General features: G+C 56.9%; 19 protein-coding genes. 16 read left to right on the plus strand and 3 right to left on the minus strand.

Translation table 11 applies throughout. The features are described 5' to 3' along the window. Positions 1-76 precede the first annotated feature (76 nt). The 7 genes from AC6I8V_RS08715 (at position 77) to cheZ (ending at position 8590) form a co-directional block, all read left to right on the plus strand. Positions 77-1744 (plus strand): methyl-accepting chemotaxis protein, encoded by a 1668-nt coding sequence (locus tag AC6I8V_RS08715; RefSeq protein ID WP_497845472.1) that lies wholly within the window; start codon positions 77-79, stop codon positions 1742-1744. 244 nt (positions 1745-1988) lie between these two features. Then, the gene (locus tag AC6I8V_RS08720; RefSeq protein ID WP_497845473.1) at positions 1989-3647 is read left to right on the plus strand and encodes a methyl-accepting chemotaxis protein; all 1659 of its coding nucleotides are present in this window, start codon (positions 1989-1991) and stop codon (positions 3645-3647) included. A gap of 159 nt (positions 3648-3806) precedes the next feature. After that, complete coding sequence (locus tag AC6I8V_RS08725; RefSeq protein WP_497845474.1) at positions 3807-5483, plus strand: methyl-accepting chemotaxis protein; 1677 nt, start codon at positions 3807-3809, stop codon at positions 5481-5483. Between the two features lie 105 nt (positions 5484-5588). Beyond that, complete coding sequence (cheR, locus tag AC6I8V_RS08730; RefSeq protein WP_497845475.1) at positions 5589-6464, plus strand: protein-glutamate O-methyltransferase CheR; 876 nt, start codon at positions 5589-5591, stop codon at positions 6462-6464. Further along, positions 6461-7510 (plus strand): protein-glutamate methylesterase/protein-glutamine glutaminase, encoded by a 1050-nt coding sequence (locus AC6I8V_RS08735; RefSeq protein ID WP_497845476.1) that lies wholly within the window; start codon positions 6461-6463, stop codon positions 7508-7510. The genes cheR and AC6I8V_RS08735 overlap by 4 nt, the downstream gene beginning before the upstream one ends. Before the next feature lie 39 nt (positions 7511-7549). Next, on the plus strand, positions 7550-7939 hold the full coding sequence (cheY, locus tag AC6I8V_RS08740) for a chemotaxis response regulator CheY (protein ID WP_497845477.1): 390 nt from the start codon (positions 7550-7552) through the stop codon (positions 7937-7939). A gap of 9 nt (positions 7940-7948) precedes the next feature. Then, a complete protein-coding gene (gene cheZ / locus AC6I8V_RS08745) occupies positions 7949-8590 on the plus strand; it encodes a protein phosphatase CheZ (RefSeq protein WP_497845478.1) in 642 nt (213 codons plus the stop codon). Between the two features lie 79 nt (positions 8591-8669). On the opposite strand, the gene AC6I8V_RS08750 is transcribed toward cheZ, so the two are convergent. After that, complete coding sequence (locus tag AC6I8V_RS08750; RefSeq protein ID WP_497845479.1) at positions 8670-9488, minus strand: DeoR/GlpR family DNA-binding transcription regulator; 819 nt, start codon at positions 9486-9488, stop codon at positions 8670-8672. A gap of 376 nt (positions 9489-9864) precedes the next feature. Here AC6I8V_RS08750 and AC6I8V_RS08755 point away from each other — a divergent pair, with 376 nt between their 5' ends. The 9 genes from AC6I8V_RS08755 to AC6I8V_RS08795 all read left to right on the plus strand — a co-directional run bounded on the left by AC6I8V_RS08755 (position 9865) and on the right by AC6I8V_RS08795 (position 18888). Beyond that, complete coding sequence (locus AC6I8V_RS08755) at positions 9865-10662, plus strand: GolD/DthD family dehydrogenase (protein ID WP_497845480.1); 798 nt, start codon at positions 9865-9867, stop codon at positions 10660-10662. Between the two features lie 61 nt (positions 10663-10723). Then, the gene (locus AC6I8V_RS08760; RefSeq protein ID WP_497845481.1) at positions 10724-11659 is read left to right on the plus strand and encodes a D-ribose ABC transporter substrate-binding protein; all 936 of its coding nucleotides are present in this window, start codon (positions 10724-10726) and stop codon (positions 11657-11659) included. A gap of 44 nt (positions 11660-11703) precedes the next feature. Then, positions 11704-12315 (plus strand): DUF2291 family protein, encoded by a 612-nt coding sequence (locus AC6I8V_RS08765; protein ID WP_497845482.1) that lies wholly within the window; start codon positions 11704-11706, stop codon positions 12313-12315. A gap of 10 nt (positions 12316-12325) precedes the next feature. Next, the gene (locus tag AC6I8V_RS08770) at positions 12326-13858 is read left to right on the plus strand and encodes a sugar ABC transporter ATP-binding protein (protein WP_497845483.1); all 1533 of its coding nucleotides are present in this window, start codon (positions 12326-12328) and stop codon (positions 13856-13858) included. A gap of 10 nt (positions 13859-13868) precedes the next feature. Continuing rightward, entirely contained in the window at positions 13869-14936 is a 1068-nt protein-coding gene (locus AC6I8V_RS08775) for an ABC transporter permease (protein ID WP_497845484.1), read from the plus strand. A gap of 11 nt (positions 14937-14947) precedes the next feature. Next, positions 14948-15745, plus strand: coding sequence for a glucose 1-dehydrogenase (locus AC6I8V_RS08780; protein WP_497845485.1), 798 nt, complete (start codon positions 14948-14950; stop codon positions 15743-15745). 251 nt (positions 15746-15996) lie between these two features. Beyond that, the gene (locus AC6I8V_RS08785) at positions 15997-16203 is read left to right on the plus strand and encodes an XRE family transcriptional regulator (protein ID WP_497845798.1); all 207 of its coding nucleotides are present in this window, start codon (positions 15997-15999) and stop codon (positions 16201-16203) included. A gap of 157 nt (positions 16204-16360) precedes the next feature. Then, complete coding sequence (locus AC6I8V_RS08790) at positions 16361-17797, plus strand: YchO/YchP family invasin (RefSeq protein WP_497845486.1); 1437 nt, start codon at positions 16361-16363, stop codon at positions 17795-17797. A gap of 56 nt (positions 17798-17853) precedes the next feature. Further along, positions 17854-18888, plus strand: coding sequence for a helix-turn-helix domain-containing protein (locus AC6I8V_RS08795; RefSeq protein ID WP_497845487.1), 1035 nt, complete (start codon positions 17854-17856; stop codon positions 18886-18888). Here AC6I8V_RS08795 and AC6I8V_RS08800 read toward each other — a convergent pair. Together AC6I8V_RS08800 and AC6I8V_RS08805 are read right to left on the minus strand one after the other, a co-directional pair. After that, positions 18827-19891 (minus strand): alpha/beta hydrolase family protein, encoded by a 1065-nt coding sequence (locus AC6I8V_RS08800; protein ID WP_497845488.1) that lies wholly within the window; start codon positions 19889-19891, stop codon positions 18827-18829. The two genes, AC6I8V_RS08795 and AC6I8V_RS08800, sit on opposite strands and share 62 nt — an antisense overlap. A 176-nt stretch (positions 19892-20067) precedes the next feature. After that, entirely contained in the window at positions 20068-21144 is a 1077-nt protein-coding gene (locus tag AC6I8V_RS08805; RefSeq protein WP_497845489.1) for a porin, read from the minus strand. Positions 21145-21835 lie beyond the last annotated feature (691 nt).

The following is a 21835-nucleotide window of genomic DNA, read 5'->3' on the forward strand; positions in this document are numbered from 1 at the left end:
CTTACTGCTGACCTCAATCCCGCAGTCTCCCGGCCGATAACTCCACTGCATTTTTTATCACTTTCCAGGGCAAGGTATGTTTACGAAAATTCGCGTTGTCACCAGCCTGTTGCTGGTGTTGTTAATCTTTGGTGTTTTACAACTGGTATCCGGCTCGCTGTTTTTTAAAGCGCTGAGCAATGACAAAGCCAGTTTCAATATTTCCCAGCTGGCGAGCAAAAATATCTCCGCCATCAATGATGCGTATATGAGCCTCAACCAGAGTCGTGTGCTGCTGACGCGCGTTCAGTTGCGGATTGCCACCAGTAAGCTGGCGGGTTCAGCGGCGGATCTCGCCGGTCTGTACAACCAGAGCAAAGCCTTTCAGGAGAAAGCGGCCAATAAATATCAGTTATTCAAAGATATTCCCGACACCCCAGGGCTGAATGCTGAGCTGAATAAACATCTGAATGAAACCTATAACGCTTATGCCAGCGCGCTGGGCCAGATGCAGGAGGCACTGCTGGCAAACAATCTGGATCTGGTCGCTAAATTACCGGTGGCGCCGACACAGGATGCCTTCTTTGCGGACTACAACGCCTGGCGCGCCGATCAGGACCGCCTGACCGCCGCCGGTGCTGAGGCCAATCTGGCGGCCTATCAACATATGATGTGGCTGCTGGGCGTGGTGGTGGCGGTAGTGGTGGGCGTGATCGCGCTGAGCTGGGTTGGTCTGCGCAAAGTGCTGATCAAACCGCTCGACAGCAATATCCAGCATATCCAGCATATTGCGCAGGGCGATCTGACGCAGACCATCAACGTGGAAGGGCGCAACGAAATGAGCCAGCTGGCCGCCAGCCTGCATGATATGCAGCAGTCGCTGGTACGCACCGTCAGCAACGTGCGCGACGGTTCGGATGCCATCTTTACCGGCGCCAGCGAGATTTCTGCCGGTAACAACGATCTCTCCGCACGCACCGAAGAACAGGCGGCATCGCTGGAGCAGACGGCGGCCAGCATGGAGCAGCTCACCGCCACGGTGAAGCAGAACGCCGAAAATGCGCGTCAGGCATCGCAGCTGGCGCGCAGCGCCTCAGACACCGCGCAGAAGGGCGGTGAGGTGGTCGAGGGTGTGGTGCGTACCATGCATGACATCGCCGGTAGTTCGAAGAAAATTGCCGATATCACCAGCGTGATCGACGGTATTGCCTTCCAGACCAATATCCTGGCGCTTAACGCTGCGGTGGAAGCGGCGCGTGCCGGTGAACAGGGACGCGGCTTTGCGGTGGTAGCCGGTGAAGTGCGAAGCCTGGCACAGCGCAGCGCTCAGGCGGCGAAGGAGATCAAAGGGCTGATTGAAGATTCGGTCAGTCGCGTTAATACCGGCTCCGAACTGGTCGGCACCGCCGGTGCAACCATGAGTGATATCGTCAATGCGGTAACGCGGGTGACGGACATTATGGGCGAGATTGCGTCGGCATCGGATGAGCAGAGCCGCGGTATCGACCAGGTGGGTCAGGCGGTGACCGAGATGGATCGCGTCACTCAGCAGAACGCCTCGCTGGTGGAAGAATCCGCTGCGGCAGCGGCGTCGCTGGAAGATCAGGCCAGCCGTCTCAGCCAGTCGGTATCGGTGTTTAACATCCCGCGCGCGCAGGCCGCAACTGCGGGCACGCGTCATCCACAGATTGCCCCGCCGATAGTGAGCGCAGCGCGTAAAGCAGTCACTGCGCCGGTCAGCGACAGCAACTGGGAAACGTTTTAACGTCTTCACCTTCACCTTCACCCTCTCCCGCAAGCGGGGGAGGGAACCGATCGAGCCTGTCGCACTACCTCCCTCACCCTAACCCTCTCCCTCTTTCTCTCCCTTTGGGAGAGGGAGAGGGTCACAGCTGGCACGAAATCGTCAATTTTTTTAATTATAAAACTCTGCTTTTAAAGTAAAAGGCAGAATTTTAATTGGCTGCGGTCGATAACAGGAGAGCCGAAAACCCATTTTTGGAGAACCCATGTTAAAACGAATCAATGTTGTGACCAGCCTGATTGCGGTGCTGCTGGTCTTTGGTGCTATGCAGTTAATTTCGGGTGGACTGTTCTGGTCTGCCTTACAAAAAGATAAGGAGGCATTTGCTGTCGCACAGGTGTCGACCAATAACGTTGCGGCGATGAGCGATGCCTGGATTGAACTGAACCAGACGCGCACGGTACTGAACCGCGCGATGCTGCGTATGCAGGGAAGCATGGCCGCGCAGAGCAATGGCGGCCAGCTAAACGCGCTGATTGCGCAGACGGAAACCCAGCTCAACAGGGCAGACGGCTATTTCCAGCGTTATTACAACCTGCCCGCCACACCGGGCTTCCCGGAGGCCCTGCGCGATAAGCTGGAAGCGGATTACGCGGCCTACAACAACGGGCTGAAAGCGATGCTGGAACGGCTGAAGGCTGACGATTTGCAGGGGATGTTCGCGCAAAATATCGAAGCGAAACAGGTTGCTATGAAAGCCACCTATGAAGCCTGGCGCACGAAGCAGAGCGAGCTGGCAGCGGCGGGCGCAGAACAAAATCAGCGCGCCTTCCACACCATGATGTGGCTGCTGGGAACGGTGCTGCTGCTGGTGGTGGTGGTGATTATCGGTTGCTGGTTCGGCCTGCGCAGCGTGCTGATTCAGCCTTTGCAGCAGCTGCTGGCGCATATTCGCCATATTGCCGCAGGCGATCTGACACAGAACATTGCGGTAGAAGGGCGCAATGAGATGAGCCAGCTAGCGGAAGGGCTGCTGGAGATGCAGCAGGCGCTGGTACGCACCGTCAGCAACGTGCGCGACGGTTCCGACGCCATCTTTACCGGCGCCAGCGAGATTTCTGCCGGTAACAACGATCTCTCAGCGCGCACCGAAGAACAGGCGGCATCGCTGGAGCAGACGGCGGCCAGCATGGAGCAGCTTACCGCCACGGTGAAGCAGAACGCCGAAAATGCGCGTCAGGCATCGCAGCTGGCGCGCAGCGCCTCAGATACCGCGCAGAAGGGCGGTGAAGTGGTGGATGGCGTGGTGCGTACCATGCATGACATCGCTGGCAGTTCGAAGAAGATTGCCGATATTATCAGCGTGATTGATGGCATTGCCTTCCAGACCAATATCCTGGCGCTTAACGCTGCGGTGGAAGCGGCACGTGCCGGTGAACAGGGACGCGGCTTTGCGGTGGTAGCCGGTGAAGTGCGAAGCCTGGCACAGCGCAGCGCCCAGGCGGCGAAGGAGATCAAAGGGCTGATCGAAGACTCGGTTAGCCGCGTCAACACCGGCTCCTCGCTGGTGGGCACGGCGGGTGCAACCATGAGTGATATCGTCAATGCGGTGACGCGGGTGACGGACATTATGGGCGAGATTGCGTCAGCGTCAGACGAGCAGAGTCGCGGCATCGACCAGGTGGGTCAGGCGGTGACCGAGATGGATCGCGTCACCCAGCAGAACGCCTCGCTGGTGGAAGAGTCCGCTGCGGCAGCGGCGTCGCTGGAAGACCAGGCCAGCCGCCTCAGCCAGTCGGTGTCGGTGTTTAAAATCCCGCGCGCGCAAGCTATCGCGGCAGTGACAATCGCGCCGAAAGCGCTGGCTACGCCGCGCAAAGGGGTGACCGCACCAGCCAGCGATAGCCACTGGGAAACGTTTTAACTGAATCGGGTCGGCATTGATGCCGATCCGCCAGAATCAGACCCAGGGGCGAATTTATTCGCGCCACCCACAATAGCTGGTCCAACCCCTTTGACCCAACATAAAGATCCCCATTCACACGCCGATAACACAAGCGATCCGCCAACCAATGAGGTGTTTATGTTTAGTCGTATTCGTGTCGTTTCCGGCCTGCTGTGTGTGCTGGTGTTGTTTGCCTTACTGCAGCTGTTCTCCGGGGGGATGTTTTTTCAAACGGTGAAAGCCGATAAAGATAATTTTGCTTATAACCAACGCCTTAGCACGTTGCAGCGGGCGATGGGCACCTCATGGGTTTCGCTGGTTCAGGCGCGTAACACGCTGAACCGTGCCGGGATCCGTTATCTGCTGGACAGCCAGCAGGCCGGTTCGGGCGCTACCGTGAAAGATCTGGTGGCGCTGGCCAGCGAGGAACTGAAAGCGGCCGATCAGGGGTTTGCCGAATTTAACGCCAACCTGTCCGAAAAGGGCAAAACGGCGGAAAACGTGCTGACGTTGCAGGCCAATTACAACGCCTTTCGCGGTGCGCTGGCCGAGCTGATTGATTTTCTCAGCGCGGGTAATTTTAAGGGGTTTGTCGACCAGCCCACCCAGGGTTTTCAGGACAAATTTGAAAAGGATTACAACGCGTGGCTGGGCTACAACAAAGTGCTCGCCCTGCGCGGTATCGATGACAACCTGGCGGCCTATCATAGTGCGGTCTGGCTGATTGTCGGCGTGCTGGCGGTAACGCTGCTGTTGATTGCGCTGGTGTGGACCGGGATGCGTACCGCATTGATCCGTCCGCTGAAACAAAGCATCGAACATATCCGCCATATCGCGCGTGGCGACCTGACGCAGCAGGTTGAAGTCAGCGTCAGCAACGAAATGGGCGACCTGCTTAGCTCGCTGCAACATATGCAGCAGGAGCTGGCGCGTACCGTCCGTACGGTGCGTGACGGTTCTGACGCCATCTACACCGGCGCCAGCGAAATCGCCATGGGCAACAACGATCTCTCCTCCCGTACCGAGCAGCAGGCGGCATCGCTGGAAGAGACCGCTGCCAGCATGGAACAGCTGACCTCTACGGTGAAACAGAACGCCGAAAATGCCCGTCAGGCATCACAGCTGGCGCTGACCGCGTCAGAAACCGCGCAGCAGGGCGGCAAAGTGGTGGATGGCGTGGTGACTACCATGAAAGAAATCGCCGGTAGTTCGAAGAAGATTGCCGATATTACCAGCGTAATCGATGGTATTGCCTTCCAGACCAACATCCTCGCGCTGAACGCCGCCGTGGAAGCGGCCCGTGCCGGTGAGCAGGGTCGTGGCTTTGCGGTGGTGGCCGGTGAAGTGCGGAGCCTGGCGCAACGCAGCGCCCAGGCGGCGAAGGAGATTAAAGGCCTGATCGAGGATTCGGTAAGCCGGGTTAACACCGGTTCCGTGCTGGTGGAAAGCGCCGGTGAAACCATGACCAACATCGTTAATGCGGTAACACGCGTGACCGACATCATGGGGGAAATCGCCTCGGCATCGGATGAGCAGAGCCGTGGTATTGACCAGGTGGGTCTGGCGGTCAACGAAATGGATCGCGTTACTCAGCAGAACGCTGCGCTGGTGGAAGAGTCCGCGACCGCTGCGGCATCGCTGGAAGATCAGGCCAGCCGACTGAAACAGTCGGTCGCGGTGTTCAATATCGGTAAAGAATTTGTCGGCCAGGCCGTTAACGTATCTACGGCGACAAAATTATTGCGTCCGTCCGCGTCAAAAGCACTGGCGCAACCGGCAGGCGCACGCGCTGACGATAACTGGGAAACCTTTTAAACCCGTGGCCGCCGCAAGGCGGCCCGTGTAAATGGGTGCGCACTGGCAGCACAGTAGCAACCGCAGTAACCACAATTTAATCAGTCTGTTGCCGGGTGACCAGAAATGAAGAAATCGACGTTATTGGAACAAAATGAAGCGACATCGCTGCTTACGCAGATGGTGCAGCGTCTGCCGCTTTCCGATACACACTTTCGTCGTATCAGCCAGCTGATCTATCAGCGGGCGGGTATCGTGCTGGCCGACCACAAGCGCGAGATGGTCTACAACCGCCTGGTGCGCCGTTTACGGATGCTGAATATTGATGATTTTGGCCGCTATCTGGGACTTCTGGAGCAGGACCAGAATAGCGCCGAGTGGCAGGCATTTGTGAATGCGCTGACCACCAACCTGACATCATTTTTCCGCGAGGCGCACCATTTCCCGATCCTCGCGGACCATGCGCGCAAGCACAGTGGCAGCTACAGCGTCTGGTGCGCCGCCGCATCAACCGGCGAGGAGCCGTATTCCATCGCCATGACGCTGGCCGAAACGCTGGGCACCGGGCCGGGTAAATTCCAGGTCCATGCCAGCGATATCGATACCCAGGTGCTGGAGAAAGCGGTGGCGGGGGTGTATCGCCAGGAGGAGCTGCGCACCCTGTCACAATCGCAGCTGCAACGCTTTTTCCTGCGCGGCACCGGCCCGCATGAAGGCATGGTGCGGGTGCGTTCCGATCTGTCCAGTATGGTGAGCTACGCCCAGCTTAATTTACTGGCTAACGACTGGTCGCTGCCGGGACCCTTTGACGCGATTTTCTGTCGCAACGTGATGATCTATTTCGATAAAGAGACACAGGAAAAAATCCTGCGCCGTTTTGTTCCCCTGCTGAAGCCGGGCGGTTTGCTGTTTGCCGGGCATTCGGAGAACTTCAGTCAGATCAGTAAAGAGTTCTGGCTGCGTGGACAGACAGTCTATGGACTGACTAAGGAAAGACGATGAGCAAAATCACCGTGATGTGCGTGGATGACTCTGCGCTGATGCGGCAGTTGATGACCGAAATCATCAACAGTCACCCCGATATGGAGATGGTCGCGACAGCGCCAGACCCGCTGGTGGCGCGGGATTTAATCAAGCAGTACAACCCACAGGTGTTGACGCTGGATGTGGAAATGCCGCGCATGGACGGCCTCGATTTTCTCGAAAAACTTATGCGCCTGCGGCCGATGCCGGTGGTGATGGTGTCATCGCTGACCGGGAAAGGTTCCGAAGTGACGCTGCGCGCGCTGGAGCTGGGGGCGGTGGATTTTGTCACCAAACCACAGCTCGGCATTCGTGAAGGGATGCTGGCCTACAGCCAGATGATCGCCGACAAAATTCGCGCGGCGGCACGCGCCAAATTACACGTCCGGGCGGCAATTCCCGCCCCGGCGATGCTAAAAGCGATGCCGTTGCTGAGTAGTGAGAAGCTGATTGCCATTGGCTCTTCCACCGGGGGCACCGAAGCGATTCGCCATGTGCTGCAACCGCTGCCCGCGACCAGTCCGGCCTTGCTGATTACCCAGCATATGCCGCCGGGCTTTACCCGCTCCTTTGCCGAACGTCTGAACAAGCTGTGTCAGATCACCGTAAAGGAAGCGGAGGACGGTGAGCGCATTCTGCCGGGTCACGCCTATATCGCGCCGGGTGCGATGCATATGGAGCTGGGGCGCAGCGGCGCTAACTACGTGGTGAAGATCAATGATGCGCCGCCAGTGAATCGCCATAAACCATCGGTTGATGTGCTGTTCCGATCGGTGGCGGTTAACGCCGGACGAAATGCAGTGGGGGTGATTCTGACCGGGATGGGCAACGATGGCGCGGCCGGGATGCTGGAAATGCATCGCGCCGGTGCCTGGACCATCGCGCAGGATGAAGCCAGCTGCGTGGTATTTGGTATGCCGCGTGAGGCGATTGCTCTCGGCGGCGCCAGTGAAGTGGTCGATCTGGGCCACATCAGCCAGCACATGCTGGCAAAAATTAGCGCCGGACAGGCATTGCGAATTTAACAGGCCCGTCCTGCCGGGCGAGACAACACAGGAGTAGATATGGCTGATAAAAATATGCGCTTTTTGGTGGTGGATGACTTCAATACGATGCGTCGTATCGTCCGCAACCTGTTAAAAGAGCTGGGATTCAATAACGTTGAAGAGGCAGAAGACGGTGCGGATGCATTGGGCAAACTGCGCGCAGGCGGCTTTGACTTTGTGATTTCTGACTGGAACATGCCCAACATGGACGGTCTGGAACTGCTGCAAACCATCCGTGCAGACGGCACGCTGAATAAGCTGCCGGTGCTGATGGTGACCGCAGAAGCGAAGAAAGAGAACATTATCGCGGCGGCGCAGGCCGGGGCCAGCGGATACGTGGTGAAGCCGTTTACTGCGGCCACACTGGAAGAGAAATTGGGCAAGATCTTCGAAAAACTGGGTATGTAAGGAGATGTGATGAGCGACCTTCCGAAACCAACACAGGATGCCTCGGCACACGACATCATTGCCCGCATTGGATCACTGACGCGCATGCTGCGTGACAGCCTGCGCGAGCTGGGTCTGGATAAGGCGATTGCCGATGCTGCGGAAGCCATTCCGGATGCGCGTGATCGCCTGGATTACGTGGTGCAGATGACGGCACAAGCCGCCGATCGTGCGCTTAACTGCGTTGAAGCCGCGCAGCCACACCAGGACAAACTGGAAGCCGGTGCTAACCAGTTGAAAGGCCGTTGGGATGCCTGGTTTGAAAACCCGATTGAGCTGGCGGATGCTCGCGAGTTGGTTTCGGATACGCGCGAATACCTTACCGCCGTACCGGACCACACCGCGTTCACCAACAAGCAGTTGCTGGAAATCATGATGGCGCAGGACTTCCAGGATCTGACGGGTCAGGTGATTAAGCGCATGATGGATGTGATCCAGGAAATTGAGCGCCAGCTGTTGATGGTGCTGCTGGAAAACATGCCGGAAGTGAGTGCTGAGCAGCGTAAGCAAAGCTCCAGCCTGCTGAACGGTCCGCAAATCCATACGGATGCGCCCGGTGTGGTGGCTAACCAGGATCAGGTTGACGATCTGCTGGATAGTTTAGGGTTTTAATACACCAGGTCGCCATATATGGCGACCCTACAACTGTAGGGTGCGCATTAATGCGCACCTGGATTTATGCGCCCCTGCCTTACATCGCCCGCCGCTGCGCCACCGCCAGCGGGGCGACCATCACCTGCACTCCCAGCGCTTCAAACGCGGCAATCTGTGCCGGGGTAATGCCACTGTCGGTAATCAGATAATGGATATGGCTCCAGTCGCAGGGCAGCGCAAACATCGACACCTTATCAATCTTGCTGGAATCCGCCACCACATACACGGTGCTGGCCGACTGAATCATCGCCATCTTTACCTTGATATCGGTCTCACTGGGAAAACTTAATCCCAGCCGTGGCGAAATGCAGGCGGTTGCCAGAAACAGCTTCTCCGCCAGCACATTCTCGAAAAACGACGCGGCTTTCTCCCCTGAGGTGGAGAGCGTCGGAAACTTAAAGGTGCCGCCAGTCAGCAAAATGTTGATCCCCGGCTCCCCGCCCAGCTTCAGCGCAATGTTCACCGCGGTGGTGATCACCGACAGGCGGCGGATATGCCCGATGGCCTCGGCAATCGCCGTGGTGGTGGTGCCTGAATCGAAAATCACCGTGTCGCCGTTCTCCACGTACTGCGCGGCAAGGCGGCCAATCGCCTCTTTCTCCTCCAGATGGGTCTGACGTTCCAGCAGCAGCGCGCCGGTATTTTGCTTGCCGGTCATCAGCGTTGCGCCGCCGTGGTAGCGCTGCACATGCCCGGCCTTCTGCAACATACGCAGGTCGGTACGGATGGTCGCTTCGGTTAAGCCAAAGGTTTCTGTCAGCGCTTTTACGGTGACGGTGCCGTCTTCACGAATCATCTCAAGGATCTTCTCACGGCGCTGTTGCATGTCGGCCAGCTGCTCAGTTTTGCTTTTCAATCGAAACGCTCCCTTTTTCCAATCACGGTCTGGTCTCAGCGAAAAAGAAACCCGAGCTGATTTTACTCTGCGCTTTTGTGATTTGCGAGGTGACTCGCACAAGCATGGATTTTCGAACGAAAATAACAATTCATTATGAGATTGATTTCGCAGAAGCCTGCCAGCGGCTTTATCCATGTTGATTTTTCTTTATTTTGTTAAAAATCAATAAAAAACATCAGGATAAAATTTATTGCCGTATTTTGTATGAAATTTGATCTCACCCACAAACCATTAACAAACGATAGCTTATATTTTTGTTCGAAAATGAGTGACCTGAATATCAACCCGGCCAGCGATAATCAGAGCTGCCGACAAACAACCAGGGAGAGTGAGGATGAGTGGGGAATATGATGTCAATCTGCGCTACGGCGTGAACACCGACCTGGATTTGAGCGGCAAAGTGGCGGTGGTTACCGGCGGCCTCGGCGGTATCGCCATGGCCAGCAATGCGATGCTGCTGGAAAAAGGCGCCCGGCTGGCGCTGCTCTATCCGCCATTCGAAAGTGACAAAGTCGCCAGCGTCCGCAGCCAGTTTGATGCCGAACGCGTGCTGCTGGTGTGCTGTGATGTGACCGATCCGGCTTCGGTTGAAGCGGCGTTTTCCGCCGTCGAAACGCATTATGGCCAGCTCGATATCCTGGTGAACTGCGCGGGTTACGTGATGTTGCAGCCGGTACTGGAGACGGCGTTTGACGAATGGCAGAAGCAGATCGCCGTTAACCTCACCGGCCCCTTTCTGTGTTCCCAGGCCGCCGGTAAACGCATGATTCGTGCCGGTAACGGCGGCAAGATCATCAATATCGCCTCGCAGGCGGCCTCCATCGCCATCGACAACCATGTGGCCTACACCTCGGCCAAAGCGGGTCTGCTGGGCATGACCAAAGTGATGGCCAAAGAGTTTGCGCCGCACCGCATCAACGTAAATACCCTGTCGCCCACGGTGGTGCTGACGCCGATGGGAGAAAAAGCCTGGCGTGGCGAGAAGGGGGAAAAAATGAAAACCCTTATCCCGCTCGGGCGCTTTGCCTATACCGACGAAATCGCCGCCGCCGTGCTGTTCTTTGCCAGTAACGGCAGCGACATGATCACCGGCGCCGATCTGATGATCGACGGAGGTTTCACCATTTGGTAGTCCCGCGCCTGCACCAGAGAAGGCTCTTACCCTGCAAAAACTACAATGCGAGAACATCACCATGAAAACCCGTACCCTGCTGTTTACTGCTATTGCCAGCTGTCTGGTTTCGCATGTCAGCCTCGCGGCGGACAAAGGCACCATCATGATCCTGGTGAATTCACTGGATAACCCGTATTACGCGTCTGAAGCCAAAGGGGCCGACCAGAAGGCGCAGGCGCTCGGCTACAAAACTACCGTGCTGTCGCACGGGGAAGATGTGAAAAAGCAGAGCGAATTGATCGACGCTGCGATCGGTAAAAAAGTGCAGGGCATCGTGCTGGATAACGCCGACTCCACGGCCAGCGTGGCGGCGATCAAAAAAGCCAAAGATGCGGGGATTCCGGTGGTGCTGATCAACCGTGAAATCCCGGTCGATGATGTGGCGCTGGTGCAGATCACCCATAACAACTTTCAGGCCGGTTCCGATGTCGCCAACGTCTTTGTTGAGAAGATGGGGGAGAAGGGCAAATACGCCGAACTGACCTGTAACCTCGCCGACAACAACTGCGTCACCCGCTCCAAATCCTTCCACCAGGTTCTCGACCAGTACCCCGATATGCAGAGCGTGGCGCGCCAGGATGCCAAAGGCACGCTGATTGATGGCAAGCGCATTATGGACAGCATCCTACAGGCGCACCCGGATGTGAAAGGGGTGATCTGCGGCAACGGGCCGGTGGCGCTGGGGGCGATTGCCGCGCTGAAAGCGGCGGGGCGTAACGATGTCACCGTGGTCGGTATCGACGGCAGCAACGATGAACGCGATGCGGTGGAGGCTGGCTCGCTCAAGGCTACCGTGATGCTCCAGGCGCAGGCGATTGCCGCCGAGGGCGTGACCGATCTCGATAACTTCATCCAGAAAGGCGCCAAACCGGAGAAACAGCGGGTGATGTTCCGCGGCATCCTTATTACCCCGGACAATGCGAAGAACGTGCAGGACTTTAACTATAAGTCGTGAGTCAACCAAGGCGCGCCCGCCTGGCGGGCGCCAGGGAGAATGTGATGTACAGACGACTCTGGTTACTGCTTCCTGTCGTGATCCTTAGCGGTTGCCGCATTGTGTCGCAGCAGGAGCTGGCCGACCTGAAAAATCCCCCCAATCCAAAAATGGCCAACATTGCGCAGACCTGGCAGCAGAAGCTGGTGCCGCAGGTGGCGCATGATGCGAAACCGCTGGGGCAGCTGATGAAAGAATTGCAGTCGGCGAAGGATTTTGACACCGCCTGTAAAACCTACGGCTACCGCAGCCAGGAGGAGAACCCTTGCGTGTTTAGCGTCAGCGTCAGCGGTGAGGTGACCAACGTGAACACCACCTCCCGCAGTGGAAAAATGACGCTGAAGGACAGTTCCGGCGAGCAGGTGACGGTGCAGATGGGGCCGATTATTCGCGGCACCGCGCTGCGCGATGCCTATAAAGGCGCCAGCTATCAGGACTTCAACGATCAGGTGCTGTTTGGCGACTATGGCCGCGCCATCAACCAGCAGGCCTCCGGCATGATGCAGACCTTTAAACCGCAGGTGGGCGATAAGGTGGCGCTGGCGGGGGTGTTCAGCAGCTGGGACATTCCGCAACAGGCGCCGGATATCACCCCGGCGCAAATCACCCGGCAATAAGGAGACGGCGATGCAAAATCCTCAGCCCAGCGGGCAGCCGGATGTGATTATCGAAACCCGCAACGTCTCGCGAATCTATCCCGGCGTCACCGCGCTGGACCAGGTTAACTACCGTGTGTATCGCAATCAGGTCAACGTATTGATTGGCGAAAATGGCGCGGGTAAATCCACCATGATGAAGATGCTGGCGGGGGTGGAAACGCCGTCATCCGGCGAGATTTTGCTGGATGGCGAACCGGTCACGCTCAACTCGACCCACCAGGCGGAGCAGCACGGTATCAGCATCATCTTTCAGGAGCTGAACCTGTTTCCCAACATGAATGTGATGGACAACATCTTTATCGCCAATGAGTTTTTCCAGCGTGGCGTGATTAACGAGAAATATCAGTATGCGCTGGCGAAATCGCTGCTGGAGCGGTTGCAGCTGGATGTGGACCCTTACGCGCCGCTGGGGGAGCTGGGGATTGGTCATCAGCAACTGGTGGAGATTGCGCGCGCGCTGTCGAAAGACACGCGGGTGCTGATTATGGATGAACCGACCAGCGCGCTCAGTCAGTCGGAAGTCCGAGTGCTGTTCAACGTGATTGAGCAGCTGAAGCGGCGCGGCGTCACCATCATCTATATCTCGCACCGGCTGGAGGAGCTGATGGAGATTGGCGACCACATCACCATTTTCCGTGACGGGCGCTTTATCAGCGAGCGGCCGGTGCGCGATGCCTCCATTCCCTGGATTATCGAACAGATGGTGGGCGATAAGAAAAAACACTTCGATTATCAACCGGCTCCCCTCGGGAGCACGGTGCTGAACGTCACCGGCCTGACGGCGCTGCATCAGAACGGCGGCTACAAACTCAATGACGTGTCGTTTTCGCTGCGCAAGGGCGAGGTGATTGGCATTTATGGGCTGCTGGGGGCCGGGCGTACCGAGCTGTTCAAAGGACTGATTGGCATGATGCATTGTCAGTCGGGCAGCGTCAGCCTGAATGGCGAAACCCTCGACAAACATAACTTTCAGCAGCGGCTGAAAAAAGGCATCACCCTGGTGCCGGAAGATCGTCAGACCGAGGGCGTGGTGCAGCTGATGTCGATCACCGCCAATATGACGCTGACCGAACTCAGCCTGCGTGGGTTTCGTCGCGCGCTGCGTCTGCTCAACCCGCAGCAGGAGCAGCGCCGGGTGGATGAGATGATTGGCCATCTGGCGATCAAGGTCAGCGATCCGGAGCTTCCCATCACCTCACTCAGCGGCGGGAATCAGCAGAAAGTGGTGCTGGGTAAAGCGCTGATGACCGGGCCGCAGGTGGTGCTGCTGGATGAGCCAACGCGCGGCATTGATGTGGGCGCCAAAACCGATGTTTACCACCTGATAGGCAACCTGGCACAACAAGGGCTGGCGGTGATGTTCTCTTCCTCCGAACTGGATGAAGTGATGGCGCTGGCAGACCGCATTCTGGTGATGGCCGATGGCCGTATCACCGCCGATCTGCCACGGCGCGAGGCGACCAGGGAAGCCCTGATTAGCGCCTCGACACCGCATGATTGAGGGAGGAAAAATGAATCAAAAATATCTGCTGTATATGTACCTGCTGAAGGCGCGCACGTTTATTGCGTTGTTGATAGTTATCGGCTTTTTCAGCCTGATGGTGCCGAACTTTCTGACCACCTCCAATCTGCTGATTATGACGCAACATGTGGCGATCACCGGCCTGCTGGCGATCGGCATGACGCTGGTGATCCTGACCGGTGGCATTGATCTGTCGGTGGGCGCTGTGGCGGGGATCTGCGGCATGGTGGCGGGGGCACTGCTCACCAATGGCCTGCCGCTATGGGGCGGTAACGTGATGTTTTTCAACGTGCCCGAAGTGATTCTGGTGGTGGCGCTGTTTGGCATCCTGCTTGGCTTGATCAATGGCACGGTGGTGACGCGGCTCGGCGTTGCGCCTTTTATCTGCACCCTCGGCATGATGTATGTCGCGCGTGGCGCCGCGCTGTTGTTCAACGATGGCAGCACCTACTCCAATCTGGTCGGTATGCCTGCGCTGGGCAACACCGGTTTTGCGATACTCGGCTCCGGCACGGTGCTGGGCGTCTATATCCCGATCTGGCTGATGGTCGCTTTCCTGCTGCTCGGCCTGTATCTGACGCGGAAAACCCCGCTGGGACGCTATATCTATGCCACCGGCGGAAATGAGTCGGCGGCGCGGCTGGCCGGGGTGCCGATCATTAAGGTGAAAGTCTTCGTCTATGCCTTCTCGGGTCTGTGCGCGGCGCTGGTGGGGTTAGTGGTGGCGTCACAGTTGCAAACCGCCCACCCGATGACCGGCAATATGTTTGAAATGGACGCGATTGGCGCCACCGTGCTGGGCGGCACCGCGCTGGCCGGTGGTCGTGGCCGGGTGTCTGGTTCCATTATCGGCGCGTTCGTGATTGTGTTCCTCGCGGATGGCATGGTGATGATGGGCGTCAGCGATTTCTGGCAGATGGTGATCAAGGGGCTGGTGATTGTCACCGCCGTGGTCATCGACCAGTTCCAGCAAAAATTACAAAGCAAGGTGGTGCTGCTGCGCAGGCACGAAAAAAAGCAGCAATCAGCCGCCCTGTCTGAAGCCACTCACGGATAACAGGAGGCAATATGACGCGTGATTTTAGTGGAAAAACGGTGGTGATTACCGGTGCCTGTCGCGGTATTGGCGCGGGCATTGCTGAGCGCTTTGCCAGTGACGGCGCCCGGCTGGTGATGGTGTCCAATGCCGAACGGGTGTTTGCGACGGCAGAAAAACTCACCGAACACTATGGCAGCGAAATCCTGGCACTTCAGGTGGATGTCACCAATGAAACCGAGGTGCAGCAACTGTATCAGCAGGCGGCAGAGCGATTCGGCACTATCGATGTGTCGATCCAGAATGCCGGGGTGATCACCATTGATCGCTTCGACACGATGCCAAAAAGCGACTTCGAAAAGATTCTGGCGGTGAACACTACGGGCGTGTGGCTGTGCTGCCGCGAGGCGGCGAAGTATATGGTGAAGCAGGGGAGTGGCAGTCTGATCAATACCTCATCCGGCCAGGGGCGGCAGGGATTTATTTATACGCCGCACTATGCGGCCAGCAAGATGGGGGTGATTGGCATTACGCAGAGTCTGGCGCTGGAGCTGGCGCCCTGGCATATCACCGTCAACGCTTTTTGCCCCGGTATCATTGAGAGCGAGATGTGGGATTACAACGATCGGGTCTGGGGCGAGATCCTCAGCAGCGAGAAGAAGCAGTACGGCAAAGGCGAGCTGATGGCGGAGTGGGTGCAGAATATTCCGCTGAAGCGCGCCGGTCAGCCGCAGGATGTCGCCGGGCTGGTGGCGTTTCTGGCGTCCGACGATGCGCGTTATATCACCGGGCAAACCATTAACGTTGATGGCGGCCTGATTTTTTCCTGATAGTGCGCGGTTATGTCGCGGGTCGCCATTAATGGCGACCCTGCAATATCCGCTCGATGGTTGGTTACTGACCGGAAAAGATCAGGACCGCTACCAGGCGCTGGTTGATGAACGGAGTAAAAAATGATGAAAGATATCAACAAAACCACCACACATATCACCCGCCCTGCAGACAATATCTTTGCTGATCTGGGATTCGACGCCAGGCTGCTGCGCTACCTGCGGAAACTGATCGCGAGCTAGCCCAGGCGATTGAATTGAAAAAGCAGCTTAGGGCGGCAAGCAAAAACGGGATGGAAGCCAGCGGACATAAACAGGCTGACGCCGCGAAATTGCTGCATGTCTCTCGCCCCCGACTTTCTGATACGGTGCACCAAAAAACAGATACGTTCACCATTGATGCCCAGGTTGGCATGGTGCAGCAAAGCGGTAAAACGGTGCGGATGATTGTTGAGTGACCTTCAGGGCAAGATGCGCGCCACAAACGGACAATCGTCCGAAAACGGCGGATAAACCGACTTCAGCCCTGCGTTCTGTCAGGAATATGTTAAGGTAAACAGGCATGGTTTTGTGAGATACCTCTAATTTTGAACTGAATCGAAACCTGATTTTGCTATGTTGCCAGCTGTTTTAACGCCCTTATCCCTGCGCTTTACCCTCAGTGCTGCTGCACTGCTTGTCGCTGTGCCTGCCGCCCAGGCGCTGACCACCGACACCAGCGTCCCTGCTGCGCCTTTTAGCGACCCGGCGCGCTTTCAGAAAATGGCGGACGATTTGCCGGCGCTGGGCTATCAGGACGACACGCAAAACTTCTCGAAAAAACTGGCGGATATTGCCAAAAGTATTGGTGAAGCCAGTGAAAACAGCACCGATACCACCTTTGGTCATCAGGCGGGGATCTGGGCATTCAATCATCTGCGGGACGAAGTGGCGACGCGCGTCGAGAGTGAAGGGCAGTCAATACTCTCGCCCTACGGCACCGCCAGCATCGATTTTACCGTCGACAGCAACGGTAAATTCACCGGCAGCGGCGCGGAGCTGCTTACCCCCTGGGCCGAACGTAATCGCTATCTCACCTTTAGCCAGCTGGGTTTTCATCAGACCGATTATGGCCTGGTGGGCAATGCCGGTCTGGGGCAGCGCTGGGAGGCCGGTCGCTGGCTGCTCGGTTATAACGCCTTTGTCGACCATATGTTTGATAGCGGGCTGGATCGCGGCTCCTTTGGCACAGAAGCCTGGGCGGATTATCTGCGTTTTTCAGCCAACTACTACTATCCGCTTTCCGGCTGGCAGGACAGTAGCGCGGCACAGCAGCAGCGTATCGCGCGCGGCTATGACTTCACCACTCAGGGCTATTTACCGTTTTATCGTCAGCTGGGGGTCTCGGTCAGCTGGGAGCAATATCTGGGGCAGGATATTGATCTGTTTAATTCCGGCACCGGCTACCGCAATCCCTCGGCGCTGACGTTGGGACTCTCTTACACGCCGGTGCCGTTAATCACCGTATCCGCCAGCCATAAGACCGGCAGCGACGGCGAGAGCCAGGAGCAGTTCGGCCTGCGCCTGAACTACCGTTTTGGCGTGGCGCTGAGTCAGCAGCTGAGCGCCGACAACGTCGCCGCGGCACGTTCCCTGCGCGGCAGCCGTTACGATATCGTCACGCGCAGCGACTCGCCGGTGCTGGAGTCCCGCCAGCGCAAAACGTTGTCGGTGTTTCTCGCCACGCCGCCGTGGCAGCTGAACGGCGGCGAAAACCTGCCGCTGAAGCTGCAAATCCGCTCGCTGAACCCGATCACCGGCGTGAGCTGGCAGGGTGACACCCGTGCGCTGAGTCTGACGCCGCCCGCCAACAATAACGATCCGCAAGGCTGGAGCATCATTGTCCCGGCGTGGGACAGCACCCCTGGCGCCAGCAACAGCTATCGTCTGGCGGTAACCTTGCAGGACAGCAAGCAAAACCAGGCCACATCAAACTGGATTACCTTGCAGGTACAGCAACCCTTCTCGCTGGATCAGCCAGAAGCGGCACGTTTTGACCTGCTGGCCCCTTAAGGAAAGCGCGGGAATCCGATGACCTGACCCTGTAAGATAGCGGCTGGTTTTCCTGAATGGATGCTCTCAACATGCCTGCGGTGCCTTTCCCGGTTGTCACCCTCTCTCTGCTGCTGCTTTTGCTGCTGAAATTATGCTGCGCGGATCGGCAAACTTATCGTGCCGCCATCCTGTTCCTTATTCCCTGCATTTTGCTGCTGGCGGTGGGGGCGTTGCGCTGGGAATATCCGCATCCGCTGCTGAAACTGGCGCGGGTGGCGCTGGCCACCTTGTTACCCGCCATCGCCTGGCAATGCTTTCATCAGCTGACGCTCCCGGAAAAATCGTGGCGCAGAGGGTGGCATGGTCTGCCGGTGGCGCTGGTATTGATCGGCGGCCTATGCTGGCCATCGACTATCGATGCGCTGCTGTTCCTGCTCTACACCGCCTATGGTATTGCGCTGATCAGCTTCGGCAGCCGTGGCAGCGATCGGCTGGTACTGACCCGGCTCAGTGCCGCGCCATTAACCGCCGTTATGGCGATGCTGGCTGGCATATTTTTGTGTTTCTCGGCGTTGACCGATTTGCTGGTGGCACTGGAATTTCTGCTCCATAAGGGGCAATTCGCGCCCCCACTGATCGCCGTGTTACAGGGAGTGATGCTGCCCTTTTTGGCGCTGGCGATTGTGCTGGCAGGCAGAACCCGGCCCGCGGCCGGGGCGGTGATGCCCGCCGCGATGGAGGAGGCGATCGCCACGCCTGAGCTGGCAGCGTTAAGCGCACAGCTGGAAAGGCTGATCAGGGAGAAGCAACTGTTTCTCGATGCCAATCTCACCTTAAATATGCTGGCGCGCAAAGCCGGGATTCCCGCGCGCCAGATTTCCCGTGCCATCAACGCCACCCACAGCTGCAATGTGTCGCAGTGGGTCAATGGCTTCCGCATCGAACGCGCGCGTCAGCTGTTGATGACTTCAACGCGGACGGTGACTGACGTGATGCAGGACACCGGGTTTATCACCAAATCCAACTTTAACCGTGAATTTCTGCGCATCACCGGGATGACGCCGACGGCGTTCCGGCAGAACGGGGGCGGTAATCCAGCGTCTGACTGAGAAAATCAGCGATTTTTTGCAGCACAAGTTGATGAATATCCTGACGCGCGAACCCGGTTTCGTCCTGGCAGATAATACCGTCGCCGGGCGAGTCGGCCTCAATCAGCGCCCGTGCGCCCGGCTGGCAGCGCTGCATAAAGCTAAAATGCGTAGCGCCGGGGATACGGGCAAATGTCACCCGCTGTGACGGAATGGCGTGCGCCAGATAACCCGACTCCAGCGTGGCAGGCAGTTCTGTGGAGTCCCTGTCGGCGGATAAAACCAGCACCGGGATGGGAAGCGCCGCGAGACTGGCGGGTGTGAAACCGCGTGCCAGCCCGAGGTCGAGCGAGACCACGGCGCTGATGTGCGGATTGCGCTGCGAAGCGGCGAGTTTTTGCTGCGCCTGGGTGGCGTCAATCCCCAGCGTCGCGGTGAGTTTGCAATCCGCCAGTTGCGGATGCTGGCGGCAATCCGTGATGAATTGCTGCGCATCAAACTGCGCCCCCGCCAGTTCCATCACCGTCCAGCCGCCCAGCGAGTGACCAATGGCGGCAATCCGCGCCTTATCTGCCTCACCGGCGAGCGCAGGGGCCGCCAGCAGTTTATCGAGCACCCGATCAATATCATCAGGACGGAGCCAGAGCTTTGCCGCCTCAGCCGGGTTGCGGTTTTGCGTGGTGGTGCCGGGATGGTCCGGCGCCGCAACAATATAACCCTGTGCGGCCAGCGCCTGCGCCAGCCAGTTCAGATTGCGCCAGCTGCCGCCATAACCATGCGAGAGCAACAGCAGGGGATGCTGGCCCGGTGCGGGGGCGGCCTGCGGCAACACGGGTGCGCCAATAAAAGCGGCATTTCCTCCGACCATCACCTCATGTCCGACAGCCTGGGTGGGATACCAGAGAGCGACCTTCAGCTCGCGCGCAGCGGAACCCGCCAGGGTGATTTGCTGAAAGCCAACCTGACCTGCGCTTGCCGCTATCGAGGCGAGCGCGATTAAACAACAGAACACGACCTTCCACATTTGCTTCATTCTCCTGAGTTAAGAATTCAGCGAGATAAATAGCACTGACGTCAGGGCTGTGGCGTCCTCGAACATGATCGGGTACGCAAATTCAGGAAAAAGAAAAGGGCAGCTTGCGCTGCCCCTGGGGGCGTCCGGTTGACACGGGCCGGACGCGGTAATGAGGGTAATGCTGCTTAGAACTGGTAAATCAGACCGACAACAGAGATGTCGTCGTGCGCCAGACCCAGCGGGTTGTTGTCTTTCAACAGGTTGATACGGTATTCGGCGTAGGCAGACATGTTCTTGTTGAAGTAGTAAGTCGCACCCACTGAGGTGTACTTGATGATATCCGCGTCGCCGATGTTCTCGATGTCTTTACCTTTGGAAGAGACATAGCCCACAGACGGACGGAAACCGTTCAGGAACTGGTACTGTGCCACCGCTTCAAAGTTGACCGCTTTGTTGGCGAAGCCACCAGAAATCGGGGTTGCGTTCTGAGTCTGGCCATACATGGTTGCCAGGTAGAACTGGTTAGCGTCGTATTTGATCGCGGTAGCCCAGTGCTGCGCTTTCTCACCGCGGCCACGGGTGGCTTCGTTCTGGGTATCCGTACGATCCAGGCTGGCGTAGGTGCCGACCAGGCTCAGGCCGAAGTCGAAATCATACGAGGTAGACAGGGCAAAACCGTCACCGTTGGAACGACGTACGGCGATGGTGGAATCGGTACGGTCGTTTTTACCTTCGTACTGTGCGGCAACGTTCAGACCTTTCACCAGGCCGAAGAAACCTTTGTTGCGCCAGGTCAGCACGCCGGTAGAACGGCCAGACAGGAACGCATCGGTGTAACCGGAGTCACCGCCGAAGAACGGCAGCATGTCGGTGTAGCCCAGCGCATCGTAAACCAGACCGTAGTTACGACCGTAGTCCAGTGAACCAAACTCGCCATATTTCAGACCCGCATAGCCCAGACGGGTACGGTTGCCGCTCTGCGAATCCGCACCGGCTTCAGAGTTGCTCAGGCTGTACTGGTACTGCCAGAAACCATAACCGGTCAGCTGGTTGGTGATTTTAGTTTCACCTTTGAAACCCAGGCGGGTGTACGAGGAGGTATCACCGTTATTGTTGTTATCTTCTGAGAACAGGTGTGAAACGTTGATTTTACCGACCAGGTCGAGCTTGTTGCCATCTTTGTTATAGATTTCGGCGGCGTGAGCCGTAGAAAGTCCCAGCAGTAACGGCATAACTGCTGCCAGTGAAGAGCGCTTCATCATTTAATTTTTACCCTGTGTTATTTTTTAATTGTTGCCCTGCTATGGGGCGAAATGAAAATGACACAAAAGGTTCAGGATCAAAAGTGCAATAAATGTAACTAATTATTTCGGATTGGCTTTTTGTGCGAAAAGTAATCTCCAATTCCAATATACGGGAATGTTTATTGTTTTTACTTATCCTTTGAAACGACGTTACTAATGCGAATTAAATACTTATTTATATGATTTTATTGAATTTTATTTATATTGTTTTCTTATGGTTTTTAACGCGAGTTAAAACCTGAAATAGCACAAGGCTATGTCTATTTGTTCAATAACAATCAAACAGAACAGCCTAATAATTAGCGTGATCATTTTTTTATACATACGCTGTTTCTGGTTATTTCTGAATTTATAATAACCTTAGTCACTAAATAATTTTTAAGCATTGCGCGTATTACGCAGGCAAAAATTATCCCCTCTTCAGTTATTGAATTGTTAAAAGCCGTATTAAAAATAGCCAGCAGTGTTCTCTCTTTTTCCGCACCAGCAGCGTGCCGATGCGCACTGAAGCAGGGCAAATTGCCCCGTAATGGTGCTTCTGCCGCGCGATGCTGGCGAAATATTTGCTGCCCGATCACAAAAGTAATATTTCATTTTGTGAATGCATAAATCCGCTTAAGAATTCTCTGGCATATAGGCGCCATCAGAC

The sequence above is a fragment of the Pantoea sp. X-Soil-TKNS-1207 genome (assembly GCF_059730485.1).

Coding starts and splice junctions, on each gene's coding strand:
- AC6I8V_RS08715 (WP_497845472.1), top strand. CDS start 77: ATGTTTACGAAAATTCGCGTTGTCACCAGCCTGTTGCTGGTGTTGTTA.
- AC6I8V_RS08720 (WP_497845473.1), top strand. CDS start 1,989: ATGTTAAAACGAATCAATGTTGTGACCAGCCTGATTGCGGTGCTGCTG.
- AC6I8V_RS08725 (WP_497845474.1), top strand. CDS start 3,807: ATGTTTAGTCGTATTCGTGTCGTTTCCGGCCTGCTGTGTGTGCTGGTG.
- cheR (WP_497845475.1), top strand. CDS start 5,589: ATGAAGAAATCGACGTTATTGGAACAAAATGAAGCGACATCGCTGCTT.
- AC6I8V_RS08735 (WP_497845476.1), top strand. CDS start 6,461: ATGAGCAAAATCACCGTGATGTGCGTGGATGACTCTGCGCTGATGCGG.
- cheY (WP_497845477.1), top strand. CDS start 7,550: ATGGCTGATAAAAATATGCGCTTTTTGGTGGTGGATGACTTCAATACG.
- cheZ (WP_497845478.1), top strand. CDS start 7,949: ATGAGCGACCTTCCGAAACCAACACAGGATGCCTCGGCACACGACATC.
- AC6I8V_RS08755 (WP_497845480.1), top strand. CDS start 9,865: ATGAGTGGGGAATATGATGTCAATCTGCGCTACGGCGTGAACACCGAC.
- AC6I8V_RS08760 (WP_497845481.1), top strand. CDS start 10,724: ATGAAAACCCGTACCCTGCTGTTTACTGCTATTGCCAGCTGTCTGGTT.
- AC6I8V_RS08765 (WP_497845482.1), top strand. CDS start 11,704: ATGTACAGACGACTCTGGTTACTGCTTCCTGTCGTGATCCTTAGCGGT.
- AC6I8V_RS08770 (WP_497845483.1), top strand. CDS start 12,326: ATGCAAAATCCTCAGCCCAGCGGGCAGCCGGATGTGATTATCGAAACC.
- AC6I8V_RS08775 (WP_497845484.1), top strand. CDS start 13,869: ATGAATCAAAAATATCTGCTGTATATGTACCTGCTGAAGGCGCGCACG.
- AC6I8V_RS08780 (WP_497845485.1), top strand. CDS start 14,948: ATGACGCGTGATTTTAGTGGAAAAACGGTGGTGATTACCGGTGCCTGT.
- AC6I8V_RS08790 (WP_497845486.1), top strand. CDS start 16,361: ATGTTGCCAGCTGTTTTAACGCCCTTATCCCTGCGCTTTACCCTCAGT.
- AC6I8V_RS08795 (WP_497845487.1), top strand. CDS start 17,854: ATGGATGCTCTCAACATGCCTGCGGTGCCTTTCCCGGTTGTCACCCTC.
- AC6I8V_RS08800 (WP_497845488.1), bottom strand. CDS start 19,891: ATGTGGAAGGTCGTGTTCTGTTGTTTAATCGCGCTCGCCTCGATAGCG.
- AC6I8V_RS08805 (WP_497845489.1), bottom strand. CDS start 21,144: ATGATGAAGCGCTCTTCACTGGCAGCAGTTATGCCGTTACTGCTGGGA.